This is a genomic window from Streptomyces sp. NPDC087440, from assembly GCF_044744005.1.
Taxonomy (GTDB): domain Bacteria; phylum Actinomycetota; class Actinomycetes; order Streptomycetales; family Streptomycetaceae; genus Streptomyces.
On sequence record NZ_JBIUXN010000001.1, the window covers coordinates 83,297 to 97,004 of the forward strand.

11 protein-coding genes are annotated in these 13,708 nt (G+C 72.1%); 6 read left to right on the plus strand and 5 right to left on the minus strand.

Features of this window, described 5'->3' with window-relative positions; genetic code table 11:
- Window positions 1-50 precede the first annotated feature (50 nt).
- The 4 genes from ACIO3O_RS00365 (at window position 51) to ACIO3O_RS00380 (ending at window position 4,051) form a co-directional block, all read left to right on the plus strand.
- Entirely contained in the window at window positions 51-614 is a 564-nt protein-coding gene (locus tag ACIO3O_RS00365) for a PadR family transcriptional regulator (protein ID WP_401740090.1), read from the plus strand.
- Window positions 615-708: 94 nt separating this feature from the next.
- Window positions 709-2,289: a sulfatase gene (locus ACIO3O_RS00370; RefSeq protein WP_401740091.1), complete on the plus strand. Its 1,581-nt coding sequence runs from the start codon at window positions 709-711 to the stop codon at window positions 2,287-2,289.
- 155 nt (window positions 2,290-2,444) lie between these two features.
- Entirely contained in the window at window positions 2,445-3,782 is a 1,338-nt protein-coding gene (locus ACIO3O_RS00375) for an MFS transporter (protein WP_401740093.1), read from the plus strand.
- The gene (locus ACIO3O_RS00380) at window positions 3,779-4,051 is read left to right on the plus strand and encodes a hypothetical protein (RefSeq protein WP_401740095.1); all 273 of its coding nucleotides are present in this window, start codon (window positions 3,779-3,781) and stop codon (window positions 4,049-4,051) included. The genes ACIO3O_RS00375 and ACIO3O_RS00380 overlap by 4 nt, the downstream gene beginning before the upstream one ends.
- A gap of 56 nt (window positions 4,052-4,107) precedes the next feature.
- Here the strand turns inward: ACIO3O_RS00380 and ACIO3O_RS00385 are convergent, their stop codons facing one another.
- The 5 genes from ACIO3O_RS00385 to ACIO3O_RS00405 all read right to left on the minus strand — a co-directional run bounded on the left by ACIO3O_RS00385 (window position 4,108) and on the right by ACIO3O_RS00405 (window position 10,815).
- Window positions 4,108-5,478 carry a hypothetical protein gene (locus tag ACIO3O_RS00385; RefSeq protein ID WP_401740096.1) on the minus strand — a complete coding sequence of 457 codons (1,371 nt, stop codon included), beginning with the start codon at window positions 5,476-5,478 and terminating at the stop codon, window positions 4,108-4,110.
- Complete coding sequence (locus tag ACIO3O_RS00390) at window positions 5,475-7,298, minus strand: peroxidase family protein (RefSeq protein WP_401740098.1); 1,824 nt, start codon at window positions 7,296-7,298, stop codon at window positions 5,475-5,477. Before ACIO3O_RS00390 ends, ACIO3O_RS00385 begins: the two co-directional genes overlap by 4 nt.
- 180 nt (window positions 7,299-7,478) lie before the next feature.
- Window positions 7,479-8,426 (minus strand): acyl-CoA desaturase, encoded by a 948-nt coding sequence (locus tag ACIO3O_RS00395; RefSeq protein WP_401740099.1) that lies wholly within the window; start codon window positions 8,424-8,426, stop codon window positions 7,479-7,481.
- Window positions 8,423-9,481, minus strand: a complete 1,059-nt coding sequence (locus tag ACIO3O_RS00400) for a fatty acid desaturase family protein (protein ID WP_401740100.1) — start codon at window positions 9,479-9,481, stop codon at window positions 8,423-8,425. Before ACIO3O_RS00400 ends, ACIO3O_RS00395 begins: the two co-directional genes overlap by 4 nt.
- Window positions 9,482-9,753: 272 nt before the next feature.
- Window positions 9,754-10,815: an Lrp/AsnC family transcriptional regulator gene (locus ACIO3O_RS00405; protein ID WP_401740102.1), complete on the minus strand. Its 1,062-nt coding sequence runs from the start codon at window positions 10,813-10,815 to the stop codon at window positions 9,754-9,756.
- Between the two features lie 139 nt (window positions 10,816-10,954).
- Between ACIO3O_RS00405 and ACIO3O_RS00410 the strand changes: the two genes are divergently transcribed.
- Window positions 10,955-12,154, plus strand: coding sequence for a M20 family metallopeptidase (locus ACIO3O_RS00410; RefSeq protein ID WP_401741805.1), 1,200 nt, complete (start codon window positions 10,955-10,957; stop codon window positions 12,152-12,154).
- Window positions 12,151-13,563: an MFS transporter gene (locus ACIO3O_RS00415; protein ID WP_401740103.1), complete on the plus strand. Its 1,413-nt coding sequence runs from the start codon at window positions 12,151-12,153 to the stop codon at window positions 13,561-13,563. Before ACIO3O_RS00410 ends, ACIO3O_RS00415 begins: the two co-directional genes overlap by 4 nt.
- Window positions 13,564-13,708 lie beyond the last annotated feature (145 nt).

Consider the following 13,708-nt stretch of genomic DNA (forward strand, 5'->3'; position numbering starts at 1 on the left):
CCCCAGGTGAATCTGAGGCATATAGATTCTTGCGAACATATGAGGTCCGAATGCAGCTCGACTACGTGATTCTCGGCGTGCTGGCCCTGCGCCGAACGTCCGGCTACGACCTGCGCCGCTGGATGGACGGACCGGGCCGGTACCTCGGCTACGGCGTGCAGCTGCCGCAGATCTACCGCCGGCTCGGCTCCCTGGTGGATCGCGGCTGGGTGGCGTTCGACGTGGACCCCCGCGAGGGCCGCCCGGACGCCAAGGTCTACCGGCTGACCGAGGACGGCCGGGCAGCGCTGCTGGAGTGGGCCCACTCCCCGTTCGAGCCGTCGCCGCGCCCGATGGACCCCGAGTTCAAGCTGCGCTTCCTCTTCGCCGGTCAGCTCGGCCCCGAGATCGCCCTGGACATCGTCAGCACCGAGCTGGAGTTCCGGCTCAAGCACGACGCGACCTCGCCCGCCCCGCCCATCGACGACTACGAGCCGCAGCTTCCCGAGCTGGACGCGGACTGGGCCCGCGAGGTGCACACCACGGCCCGCGAGCAGGGTTACGCGTCCACCGCCTCGTACATCGCCTGGCTCCAGCTGACCAAGGCGCGACTGGAGGCGCGGCTCAGCCGCTGATTCCCCGCACTCCCCCACCGCGCGGTGCGCCGTACCGCCGCGCGGCGGACGAGTGCTGCCCGAAATCCACCCCGCACACCCCTGGAAGCCACGCATGCGCATCATCTACGTCGACGTGGACACCCTCCGCGCCGACCACACCACCCCCTACGGATACCACCGCCCCACCACCCCCAACCTGCAGAAGCTCGCCGACAAGTCCGTCGTCTTCGACCGCTACTACTGCTCCGACTCCCCGTGCCTGCCGTCGCGAACCGCACTGACGAGTGGTCAGTTCGGCATCAGCAACGGCGTGATAGGCCACTTCGGACCGGCCGCGCAGTACCGCCTCGACGCGGGCCACGGCCCGGAGCCGGACCGCCCGCTGCTCGGCCAGCGGCTGATCTGGAGCGGCTACTACACCGCCGCGATCTCGGTCTTCGCCGAGCGCCACCGCGCGTACTTCTTCCACGGCAACTTCCGCGAGTCGCTCCGCGCCACGGACCGGATGGGCGACGAGGAGGCCCCCGACGTGAACCGCGCCGCCATCGACTGGCTGCGCCGCCACGCGGACGAGGAGGACTGGTACCTGCACCTCACCTACTGGGAGCCGCACACCAACTACACCCAGCCCGCCGAGTGGACCGAGAAGATGGCCGCCTCCGGCCCGGTCCAGGCCTGGCCCGACGAGGAGACCATCGCCGCGCACGCCGAGGTCTACGGCCCGCGCAGCGCCCTCGACCTCAACTACTCGATCCACGGCGCCGGGAAGTCGCCCGTCCCGCACAACATGCCGGACGCGATCCGCTCCCGCGCCGACTTCGAACACCTGGTCAACGGCTTCGACGGCGCGATCTCCTACTGGGACCACTACTTCGGTCAACTGATGGCCGCCCTGGAGGAGTTGGGAATCGCGGAGGAGACCGCGGTGATCGTCAGCGCCGACCACGGCGAGTCCTTCGGCGAGCTCGGCTCCTACGCCGAGCACGGCATGGCCAGCGAGCCGGTCCAGCGCGTCCCGCTGATCGTCCACTGGCCGGGGGTGACCGACCGCCTGCCGCCCGAGGCCCGCCGCAACGACGCACTGCTGTACAACATCGACCTCGCCCCGACCCTGTGCGACCTGCTCGGCCTGGACGTACCGGCGGGCTGGCAGGGCGAGTCCTTCGCGGCGGCGGTCCGCGGCGAGCGGATCGACTCCCGCGCGTACCTGGTCCTCGGGCACGGCGCCCACACCTACCAGCGTGCCGTGCGCACCCGCGACCACCTCTACCTCCGCACCTACCACCCCGGGTGCTTCCGCGCCGAGTGGGAGCAGCTGTTCCACGTCACCGAGGACCCGTACCTCACCCGGGACCTGCTGGCGCAGGAGCCCGAACTCGCCGCCCGGATGCGCTCGCACCTCGCCGAGTGGTGGAACGAGTACGCGGGCCGGCCCGGCGCCCTGCCCGACCCCATGCAGGCGACCCTGCAGACCGGCCCCACGTACTACAACGACCCCGCCCGCTACGCCCGGCACCTGCGCGAGTCCGGCCGCGCCCACCTCGCCGAGGATCTGGAGCACCGCCTGGCGACGCTGAACGTGCCGGTCTCCTGGCACGCCCCGGACCGGCCGCGCACCACCGAGCTCCTCGAACGCTGGATCCACCTGCTGCAGACCCGCGACCAGCGCCCTGCCGACCGCGCCGACAGCTGACCCCTCGCCCAGCGCCCTGCCGAGCCGCGCCGACCGCTGACCCCGCGCCCGACGCCCTGCCGAGCCGCGCCGACCACCGGCCCTCCGCCCAGCGCGCCAACGGCTGCTCACCCACCCACCCGCCGCAGGTCCACCGCACCGGCAAAGGAGCCGCGATGCCGACCGAAGCCGTTCCCCCCGCCACACCGATCTCTCCTTCCCCTCCCTCACAGGCCCCCTCCCAACCACCGCGCCGCTGGCGCCAACTCGCCCTGCTCGGCGGCCTGCTGAGCGTCGACAACGGCGAAGCCAGCGTGCTGTCGGTGCTCTTCCCCGCCCTGCGAGCGGCGCTCGGCCTGCCGATGGCCGCCCTCGGCGGCCTGATCGCCGCGGGCAAGCTCGTCGCCGTCGTCGCCGGACCGGCCTGGGTCGCCGTCGCCCGCCGGTGGCCCCGCAAGCAGGTCCTCGCCGTGTGCTGCGGATTCTGGGGCGTGTGGACGGCCGCCGCCGGCCTGGCCCAGAACTTCACCCAGCTCCTGATCCTGACCACGGTGGCCGCCGCCGGGGCCGCCGGCGGCGGTCCGCTCACCAGCGCGATGCTCTCCGACCTCTTCGACGACCGCGCCCGCGGCCGCGCCGCCGGACTGCTCTACGGCCTGGCCGGCCTCGGCGTGGGCGTCGCCGGGCCGCTGCTCGGCCTGCTCTCCGACGTCCGGGACGGCTGGCGGTACGGCTTCTTCGCCTCCGGCGCCGTGCAGGTGCTCTTCGGGGTGCTGGTCCTGCTGTTCCTGCACGACCCCGGGGTGGGAGCCACGGACGGCCGGCGGGCCGACAAGCCTCCGCCGACCCGCGCCCAGTTGGGCGCCCTGCTGCGCAACCGGACACTGCTGCTGATCTGCGCCCAGCGGCTGACGACGGGTCAGTTCATCCTGTTCGGCTTCGGGGTCACCTTCCTGGTCCAGGTGCGCGGCTTCAGCAACGCCGCGGCCTCAGTCGTGACCCTGCCCGTCATGCTCTGCTACCTGGGCGGGACGGTCCTGGCCGGAGTGGTGGCCGACCGGGTCCACCGCCGTGCGCCGCGCACCGGCCGGATCGCCATGATGCAGACCGCCCTCGTCGTCTACGGCCTGCTCTCCTACGTCGCCAGCCAGATCGCCTGGGAACCGCTGTGGGCGTACGTCGTGCTGTTCGGCGTCCTCGGCGCCGTCCAGGGCTCCAACCCCGCGATCAACCGGCCGATCATCGCCTCGGTGACCCTGCCGGAGCTGCGCGGCACCGCCTTCGCGCTGGTGCTCTCCGTCGAGGCGGCCGGCTGGGCCCTGACCTCCCTGCTGGTCGGCTACCTCGGTGACGCGTACGGCCTCCAGACGGCGTTCCTGTGGCTGACCGTCGTCCTCATGCTGGCCAATGGCGCCCTGGTCACCCTGCTGTACCGCCCCTACGCCCGCGAGAGCGCCGCCCTCCAGGCACAGCTGCGCCACCGCACCGCCGCCCCGGGCACGGACCAGCGGTGATCGCTCCGTCGGTGGTGAGCCCGTACCGCGACCGCCCCGGCCAGCAGCGCCGCGGCCCCGAGCGCTGCCGTACGTGGTCGCGGCCGGAGCCCCCCGCAGTCAGCGAGCCGGCCGGCCGCCTCGCGCAGGTCGGTGGCCGCCTGCCGGGAACGCTCGGCCTGGCCCCGCAGTTGTGCGGCCAGGCCCTCCCCCGGGCCGCCCTGCCGCTGCGTCGTACCGGCGAGCGCTTCGAGTTCCGCGGCCGCGTTGTCCAGACGTGCGGCGTGTGAGCGCAGGGTGTCCGCGCGGGCGGTGAGCGGGGTGCGCAGCGGCATGTCGGCTCCTGTCAGCGGTCGTAGAGGCGGAAGACACTGGTGGCGGTGACGGGTCCGCGGTACGGGGCCAGCAGGACGTCGATCCGGTCGCGCGCCTGGGGGACCTGGTGGTCGAGGTTGTCGGCATAGCGCTCGGCCGCGTGGCAGAGCGGGAAGGCGTGGCTGGTGTCGAGCCAGGTGAACTCAAGCCATCCGTCGGGGAGTTGGTACGGAGAGACGGCGCTGCGGCCGTCCAGGGCCGGCACGATGTCGTGTTCGTTGACCAGGCTGATCACCTGGGTGCGGGGATCGGCGGGCCTCTTGTAGTCGACGGGTGAGCCGACGGCGACGACATGGGTGACCTCGTAGGTGCCGGTGAACGCGGGGAGGGAGGCCAGGTTCATGGCCGCGGCGCCGCCCTGGCTGTGGCCGACGATCGCCAGCCGTGCTCCGGCGGGCACGCAGGCGGCGACGGCTTTGCGGGCCGCTCGGGTGTAAGGAGTGTCCGTGCGGCCGACGTTGGTGAATCCGCCGACCAGGTCCATGGGGCTGTCGTTGCGGGGGGCGCCGCCGCCCATGCCGGACATCTGCAGGACGTAGCGGTCGCCACCGTCGGGGCAGCTCACGGCGTGGATCATGATCCGGCCTACGTTGCCGAGGGCCGCGATGTTGCGTACCCACTGGGTGATCGAGCCCCCGGTGCCGAGACGGGCCAGGAGGTCGGGGTCCTCGGTGAGGAGTTCCGCGCGTCCCGCGCCCCGGTCGAAGAACGCCCAGAAGCTGATGGGGATGCCCAGCAGCGGTTCGGCGTCCGGGACGTCCCCGGTGGCGATCGCCCAGGCGCTGCGGTCGTTGAAGGGGTTCTCGTCGATGAGTGCGTTCCAGGCGAGGAGGTCGGCGAAGACGGGGGCGACGGAGGACAGGGAGTAGGAGGTGCCGTCCGCCGCGGACATCTCCCGGAAGATCTTCACCGCCTCGGCCTGCCGGTCTGCTTCGATCGCCTCGATGAGGCGGACGAGTGGCCCCTGCAGAAGTTCCGGGTGACGCAGGGCTGCGGCTTCGATGCGCAGGCGCAGGCCCGTGACGGCCAGATCGCGGGCGAGGCCGGTGCGGTTGAGGAGCAGGCCGACGTACTCCACCGCCGTCCCGCGCCGTCCTCCGGCGAAGCCGTGTCCCAGGCCCCGGCGGTGGGTGAGGGCGCGCAGCAGGGCGCGCGCCGCGGTCAGTCCGGTCCGTGGTCGGCGCAGGCCGGCGACGAGGAGTTCGGTACAGCACAGGGCGGCGGTGGCGTCCCGGCCGGCCCGCCGGGCGTCGGCGGCGGCGCTGCCGAGCAGCCGGGACGCGGCGTGCAGTGCTTCGGTGCCCGAGGGGGGCGGGGCGGTGTCCGCGGCGTCCGCGTTCACCGGGAGGACTGCCAGGTGTGGAAGGGGTTGCGGTTTCCTTCGAGGCCGTCGGCGAGTTCGGGGTGGTGGCGCAGCAGGAGCTGGTGCATGCCGGTGCGTTCGATCCACTCCATGCCCTCGGGGGTGTAGGTCTTGGGGCAGTAGTCGTCGGTGAAGAAGCGGTCGCTGGTCATCCGGCGGACCGCCATCAGGACGAAGATGCGGTACGCGGTCTCGCTGAACCCGAAGCCCGCCTTGCGCGGTTCGGCGAGCATGCCGACCATGGCGTCGACCTGGTCGAGGTCGCCCTCGTAGACGTCCCGGATCTGCCGCACCCACTGGGGGTTGGTGCTGAGCTGCGAGAAGTCGGTGAGGCGGGGTTTGCGGACCTGGGCGCGGAAGTCGTTGTAGCGGGGGATGCCGCGTTCCCGGCCGCGCAGGATGTCCAGGGTGCCGACGTCGAGGACCTCGCCGTCCAGGCGGGTGAGCTGTGACAGGGCGCGGGGGTGGTTGTGCAGCGCGTTGTCGCCGCACGGCATCGTGCCGAAGGAGTACATGAGGTCGCTGAGCCCGAAGCGGTCGACCGCGGTCCGGGTTTCCAGGCCCTGGAGCGTGGTGAAGTCGACCGTGTCGATGAGTCGTCCGTCCTGGTGGGCGCGCACGGGGTAGTCGTCGCGCAGCATCGGGTGCAGGCGGTAGCAGTAGGCGAATTCCTCGGTGAGGGAGAACGGCACGCCCTCGTGGTCGATGGTCGAGCCGAGGGCCCCGGTCATTTCGACACTGCGGGACAGGAGTCCGCCGTGGCGTACCCGGGAGGAGAGCCAGCGGGGCAGTCCGCCCCGCCCGACGACGGAGGAGGCGAGGTGCTGGGCGGGGCAGTCGATGATTCCCGGGGTCCATTCCAGCAGGTGGATGCGGGCCATGACGGCGGTGTTGACCAGCCGGGCGGTGTGGAAGAGCCGCTCGTCGTCCCAGGTCGGGTAGGACGCCTTCAGCCTGTCGCAGATGCTGTTGTGCTCCTTGGCGAACAGGGTGTGCATCAGCGAGAGGCCGAGCCAGTAGTTGTCGTTGAAGCCGGTGCTGTCGATGCCCGCCATGCCGGGGGCGGTTTCGTCGGGGAGACGGCCGTCGGTCATGGCGAGCTTGCCGTTCTCACCGGTACGCAGTTGCCGACAGCGCGCCTCGTCGGCTCCGTAGATCTGCGAGCCGTCCCACCAGTGGCTGATGTGGTTGGCGAATCCCGGTGCCGCCCCGGCTTCCGAGGAGGGGTGGGGGTCCGCGGAGGTGCGGCGCACCCGCATCGGGCACGACGGCCACGGGTCGTCGTCGGCGAGGCCGACCTCGATCGGATCGTCCTTGACGGCGTCGCCGTGGCTGACCCAGCCGTGCACCTGGAACTGCAGCCAGGAGGCCGCGAGCATGTTGAGCCGGTCGCTGGGCCGGAACACGTCCCGGGTCAGCAGCAGTCGGCTGACGTCACGGGGGCTGGGGGTGAGGAGCTGGGGCAGGGTCTCGGGGACGCTGGACTCCGGCGGCATGTTGCGGCCGAAACGGGTTCCGGAGCGGCCCATGTCCGTATCGTGCGGGTCGTAGCCCGATCCGTCGTAGCTGCGGTACGGGGTGAGCCCGGCCGGCGCCCGGCCGGCCCGCTCGGTGGCGCTGTAGGCGTCGAAGAGGTTGTGCCGGACCATCTGCGTACGCAGGTGAGTGAGCTCGGCGAGCCCCAGGACGCGCGTCCTGTCGTACCAGGCACGGCGCTGTTTGGCCCCGGAGGGTCCACCGTGAGAAGGCGTCCGGGAGGTGGTGCGGGGCGCTGCGGGTTCGCGGGGCGGGGCACTCACGGGGGATCAACTCCAAGGTCCGAGGCATAGGGCGGTTCGGCGATGCGACTTGCCGGTACGGCCCGCTCTCTGCGCGAACCGAACCGCCGGACCGCGTGACGGCGCGTCCTTCCAGGGAACCCCCGTCCGCCGCCCGGCCGCACGCGTACTGGGCCGAACGAGTGCGCGTGCGGCAGCCCGTCAGTCGAGCCGGCGGGCGGCGATCCGCTCGGCGGTGGGCCAGCGGACGTCCCGGACCAGGCCCGCCCGTTCCAGCAGCCGGATGAGCCGGGCGGTCGGGTCGAGCTGCCCCGGCAGTACGCCGTGCCGTGCACTGGTGGGGTCCGCGTGGTGGTAGTTGTGCCAGCCCTCGCCGAGCGTGAGCAGGGCGACCCAGGGCACGTTGCGCGAGCGGTCGCGGGTGGCGAACGCGGCGGTACCGAAGGTGTGCGCGACGGAGTTCACCGACCAGGTCGCGTGGTGGACCAGCGCGTAGCGCACCAGGGAGGCCCAGAAGAAGGCGGTGCACGCCGCCTGCCAGGAACCTGCCCAGAGCCCTCCGGCCAGCGGAGGGAGCAGCCACGAGGCGAGCGCGACGAGCGGGTAGAACCGGCACAGGGCCCGCAGGTCGGGATCGGCGAGGACGTCGGGGGCCCAGTGGCCGAAGTCCGCGCGTTCCCGGTTCGACCAGAACCAGCCGACCTGCGCGTGCGCGAGCCCCTTGAACAGCGCCCACCCGCTGTCCCCGTAGCGCCAGGGCGAGTGGGGATCGCCGGGAGCGTCGGCGTACCGGTGGTGTCGGCGGTGTTCGGCGACCCAGTGCACGACCGAGCCCTCCAGCGCGAAGCCGCCCGCCAGGGCCAGCACGATCCGCAGCCCGCGGCCCGCCTTGAACGACCGGTGGGTGAAGAGCCGGTGGTAGCCGAGGGTGATGCCGCAGATCCCGATGACGTACATGCACGCGGTCAGCGCCACGTCCCGCAGGGTGACGCCCCACCCCCAGGCGACGGGCACCGCGGCCAGGAGCGCGGCCGGCGGGAGGATGACCACCCCGATCAGGAGTGCCGAGCGCTTGGCCGTACCGACCGGACGCAGTTCCCCCGCTACCGGCCCGGAGGCCGACGGGAAGCGGGGCGGTGCGGGCGTCACCGGGTTCCCGCACGCAGCTCGGTGCCGACATCGTGCAGATGACGCAGCACCCGTACGTAGGAGCCGGTCACCGTCTCGGTGACGTAGGGAATGCCGCGGCTGTGGCAGAACTCCGCGACCAGCGGGGCCGCCCGCCGCAGGGCCGGGCGTGGCATCGTCGGGAACAGGTGGTGCTCGATCTGGTGGTTGAGCCCTCCGTACAGGAACCCGACGAACCGCCCGCCGCGGATGTTGCGGGCGGTGACGACCTGTCGGCGGACGGGGTCGCGGGCATCCTGAGGTGTCAGGGGCGGCATGCCCTTGTGGTTGGGGGCGAAGGTGGCGCCCAGGTAGAGGCCCCACAGCGCGTGGTGGAGCACGGCGAACACCACGGCGCGGCCGGGCGGCAGGGCCGCCAGCAGCAACCCGGTGTAGGCCAGTACGTGCAGGAGAAGTCCTGTGATCTCCGCGATCCGGGGAACGGTGCGGCAGGGCAGTTCGCGGCGACGCAGCGCGCGGATGCTGACGTGGTGGAGGTTGGCTCCCTGCAGGAGGGTCGCGGGGAAGTACAGCCAGGCCTGGTGGGCGGCCAGAAACCGTTTCGCGCCACGCCGCACGGCCGCGCGTTCAGGGCTGAGGCTCAGGACGATCTCGGCGACGTTGGGGTCGCGGTCGGGGTCGTTGGGGTGGCGGTGGTGCCGGTTGTGCTCGTCCCGCCACCAGGCGGAACTCGTACCGGTCAGCAGGTTCCCCAGGAGGAACGCCGTCCAGGCGTTGGCCCGGTGGGAGGCGAAGGCCTGTTCGTGCGCCGCGTCATGTCCCAGGAATCCGGCCTGTGCGGACAGGAAGGCGAGCACCACGGCTCCCGCCGGCGCCCACCACGTGTCGCCGAACTCGCGCACGGCCCACCACAGCGCGCACACCGACGCCAGGAGCGCGCCGATCCGCACGACGTACCACGCGGGCCTTCGGCGGAGCAGGCCGTGGGAGCGCATCTGGCCCAGGAGCAGGGAGTAGTCGTTGGGCGGCGGCCGGGTGGCGTGGGGGCGGGCGGTGGCAGGGTCGGCGGTCGTCAACGCAATCCTCCGTCTGCGGGCAGGGGCGGCCACCCGACGGGCAGATCCCCGGGGGCACTCAGGCTCCCTCCCCCCTCGGGGCAGGCGGGCTCTGTTCGTGCGGCGGATTCACCCGAACAGCGTTCCTGAGAACCCGTCACGGGGGGGGGGCGCGCTCCGCCGGGAGTGCTGCCACGTCGCCGCCCCGTTGTGCGCCACCTCCTGAGGTTCACGGTGACGGCCGCAGGTTGCCGCGGGTTCTCCTGCGGATGCCCGTCGAAGGGGGGACACGTCTACTGCGGAGCGGGGGCCCGATCGTCGTCCGCGGAGTCCAGGCTCAGCCAGGGGTCGATGGGGACCGCGTACTGCCGCAGTCCGTCGGCGGCCAGGACCTGGCCGCTCAGTTTCATCGTGCGCAGCGTGACCGCGCGCTCGTTGATCACCACGTGCGGGGCGCGCTCCAGGATGCGGCTCTCCAGTCGTTGGAGATCGTTGACGGAGCGGATCCAGCCGGCGACGAGCAGGTTGTCGCGTCCCGTCACGCCGGCGCACAGGCGGATGTCTCCCATGCCCGCGATGTGACGAGCGGTGGACTCCAGTCGCTCCACCGGAGTCCGGGCCCACAGGATCACGGTGGTGGGGCGGTCCGAAAGAAGCCGGGAGATCTCGCAACGCAGCTGGACGGCGCCCGAATCCAGCAGACGCTTGGTGCGACGGCGGACGGTGTCGGCGCTGACGCCGCTCCGGTGGGCCAGATCGCGGTAGGACGCGCGCCCGTCGACCGAGAGCAGGGCGGTGATCCTGCGGTCCACCTCGTCCAGCACCGGCACCGAGGGTCGCTCGCCCGTGGGCGTGCCGCGTTGCAACTGGGCGACCTGGGCGGCGCTCAGGGCATGCGTCCTCCAGCGGCTGCCCTCGGTGTAGACGGAGTCGGCGAGGTGGGTGCGTACGGACGTGATGCCGGGCGTGAGACCGGCGACTTGGGTGAGCCACTGGGACAGGCTCGCCACGTCCGGCGTCATGAGGGTGAGCAGGAGGTCCCGGTCACCGGTGAGGTGTTCGACGGTGACGACCATCGGATGCCGCTGCAGCCGCTCGGCGACCTCCACGACCTGGCCGTTGGCGCAGACGACCTCGACGAAGGAGAGGCAGCCCTGGGTGCTCAGGGCCATGCCCGGATGGCCGTTGATCCAGGCGGCGCCCCGCTCGTTGAGCCGCGCCCAGCGACGGGCGAGGGTCACCTCGTCAGCACCCAGCACCGTGGCCAGCCGGGACCAACTGGCCCGGGCGTCGACCTGCAGCGCGTGCACCAGGGCCCGGTCCGCACCGTCCAGGGCCGGGCGGGATTCCTGCATCCCTCGGTGCTCCTTGCGTGTTTCCGGCGTTCTCTCGCCATTGCCGCCGGGCCTCCCGCAGCGTAACCGACATCCATCTCGCCCCCGCCCGCCGAGGGCTGCCCCACCAGGAAGGACGGCACCCGCCTTGTCGACGTCGATGCTGAGCAACGCCGGGGAGATCCAGGACGATCTGGTCGCGCTGCGCCGGAGGCTGCACCGTGAACCCGAACTCGGGCTGTCGCTGCCCCGTACCCAGGAGAAGGTTCTCGATGCCCTGGCCGGGCTCCCCCTGGAGATCACCCTGGGCAAGGGCCTGAGCTCGGTGACCGCCGTGCTGCGCGGTGGCCGCCCCGGCGGCGCCGTGCTGCTGCGGGGAGACATGGACGCCCTGCCGCTGCAGGAAAAGACGGGCCTGGACTACGCCTCCGAGATCGCCGGGCGGATGCACGCCTGCGGCCACGACCTGCACACCGCCTCGCTCGTGGGGGCGGCACGACTGCTCAGTGCCGAGCGCGACGCCCTGAGCGGCGACGTCGTGTTCATGTTCCAGCCGGGTGAGGAAGGCTTCAACGGCGCCGGTCTCATGATCGACGAAGGAGTGCTGGAGGCAGCGGGCAAACCGCTGGACGCGGCGTACGCCCTCCACGTGGCGTCGAACACGCTGCCCGCGGGAATGGTCGCGAGCCGTCCCGGCCCGATCACCACCGCCTCCGACGTCCTGCACGTGACCGTGCACGGCCGTGGCGGCCACGGCTCGGCACCCCACAACGCGCTCGACCCCGTACCTGCCACCTGCGAGGTGGTGACCGCGATCAACACCTGGACCTCGCGCACCTTCGACATCTTCGACCCCGTCGTCGTCTCGGTCGGCAGCTTCCACGCCGGATCGCAGCAGAACGTCATCCCGGAGACCGCCGCCTTCCAGGCCACGGTGCGCAGCTTCTCCGCCGCCAACCAGGAAAGGCTGGCCGAGGGGCTGCCCCTGCTGGTGCGCTCCATCGCCGCCGCACACGGCCTGGAGGCGGAGGTCACCTACGAGCGGCTCTACCCGGTGACGGTCAACACGCCCGACGAGACCGACTTCGCCATGGACACCGCACGAGAGCTGTTCGGCGGGGAGCGGGTGTGGCTGTCCCCGCAGCCCAGTGCCGGATCGGAGGACTTCTCCTACGTCCTGCAGCAGGTACCGGGGGCGATGCTCCTGCTCGGCGCGACGCCGCCGGGGCTGGACCCGGCGACGGCTCCGCCCATCCACTCCCCCGCCGCGGTGTTCGACGACGGCGTGCTGGGCCCGCAGGCAGCCCTGCTGGCCGAACTCGCGGCCTCCCGTCTCGCCCGCCGCAGCGAACGCCCATGAGCACCGTGGACTCCGCCGCGGCGCCGGATGCCTCTCAGCCCGTCTCCCGGTCACAGGCCCGCACCGCGGTCGGGCTGCTCGCCCTGTTCGAGCTGCTCAGCGGCTTCATTCAGGGCGGCACGACTCAGCTGATTCCGCAGATCCGCGACTCCTTCGACCTCAGCACCGGGCAGGCCCAGCTCATCGCCGCGGTCCAGTTGCTCGGCGCGGCCCTCTGCGCTCCGGTGTTCGGCCGGCTCGGTGACCGTACGGGGCACCGTCGCCTGTTGCGCTGGGCGCTGGGATTCATCACGCTCGGCAGCGTGCTCGTCGCACTGGCTCCCGGTCTGCCGCTGCTTCTGGCCGGCCGGGTGCTGCTCGGCCCGCTCGCGGCCCTGCTGGCCCTGGAGATCGGGCTGTGCCGCACCCGGCTCCCACCGCAGTACGGTCGGCAGGCGGTCAGCGTCCTGGTCTCCACTCTCGCCCTGGGTTCACTGCTCGGTGCGCTGGCCACCGGGCCGGTCAGCGACCTGGTCGGCGGAGTACGTCCGATGCTGTGGGTCTTCGCCCTCCTCGCCGCCCTGTGTCTGGCGCTGTCCTTCACCCGTGTCCCCGAATCCACCGTGCGGGCGCACGGCACGATGGACTGGGCGGGCGCACTCCTGCTGAGCGCCGCCCTGATCCTGTTCCTGGCCGGCATCTCCCAGGTCAACAGCTCGCCCCTGCCCTCCGCCGCGGCCGTCGTCGCTGGACTGCTCCTCTTCACCCTCTGGGTGGGGTGGGAACGTCGTGTCATGCATCCGCTGGTGGACGTGCGGGCGTCGGCGTCGCGGGCCATGGCCCCCCATCTCCTGTCCGCCCTGGCCTTCGGCGTGGTGATGCTCGCCGCACCGGTCGTCTGCGTCAGCTATCTCGATGCCTCCGCGCAGGACGAAGGGTACGGATTCGGCCTCGCTTCGTGGCAGATCGGCGTGTGCATCGCGCTCCCCCAACTCCTGTCCTTCGCCGGGGCCGCCCTGGCCGCATCCGTAGCGGCCCGTCTGGGACTGCGACGGATGCTCACGCTCGCGTTCCTGCTCACCGCGGCCGGTCACCTCGCGCTCCTGGCCGTCCATGACTCGCTGCCGCTGTTCCTGCTGGCCTACGCGATCGCCGCGGCCGGCATGGGCCTGGCACTGGGCGGGCTGCCCAGTGCCGTGGTGGAAGCCAGCACACCCGACCGGGTGGCGGGCGCAACCGCCGTCTACAACAACCTCAAGACGGTGGGCGGCAGCATCGCGAGCACGGGGTTCGCGGCGCTCCTGGGTTCATGGGTGCTGGGCGGCACCGGCTCCCCCGCCCTCGGGGCCTACCTGACGATCTGGGGAGTGTGCGCCGCGGTGACGCTGCTCGCCCTGCTGGCGACGCTCACCATGCCCACCCGCGACTGATCAGACCAACCGCTCTCTGACGACCGGCGCACGCTGCCCACAACCCGGTCGGTCTCCCACGTGGCGCTCTCCGTACCCCGAACGGCAACCAGAGGTGGCCTCGTGAGGTACGCCCACCACAATCGCTCAGTCCGCTGCCTGCCCT